Annotated in this window: 1 pseudogene; it reads right to left on the reverse strand. The window is 31.8% G+C overall.

Annotated features, from left to right (window positions below):
* Positions 1–211: pseudogene (locus BAQ44_RS17025) on the reverse strand (hypothetical protein); the annotation flags it as partial.

Here is a 211-nt window from a genome sequence, read left to right on the forward strand (position 1 = left end):
ACGTCTTTTCTAACTTTTTTTGATTGTTTTCTAGGTAAACAGGAAGAAGTTCTTTTTGAGAGAAAAGGATCGTTTGCGCTTGTAAAATCGCATCTTCACAAAAACGTTTATTTAACAAATATTTAGGTTGTAGTTTTTTTATCAATTCTTTCTCGTTTTCGCCCTCAATCAAACGATTAAAACTATATCGTTTTGCACTTTCGAACGTACG

Source organism: Bacillus mobilis, assembly GCF_001884045.1.
Taxonomy (GTDB): Bacteria; Bacillota; Bacilli; order Bacillales; family Bacillaceae_G; genus Bacillus_A; species Bacillus_A mobilis.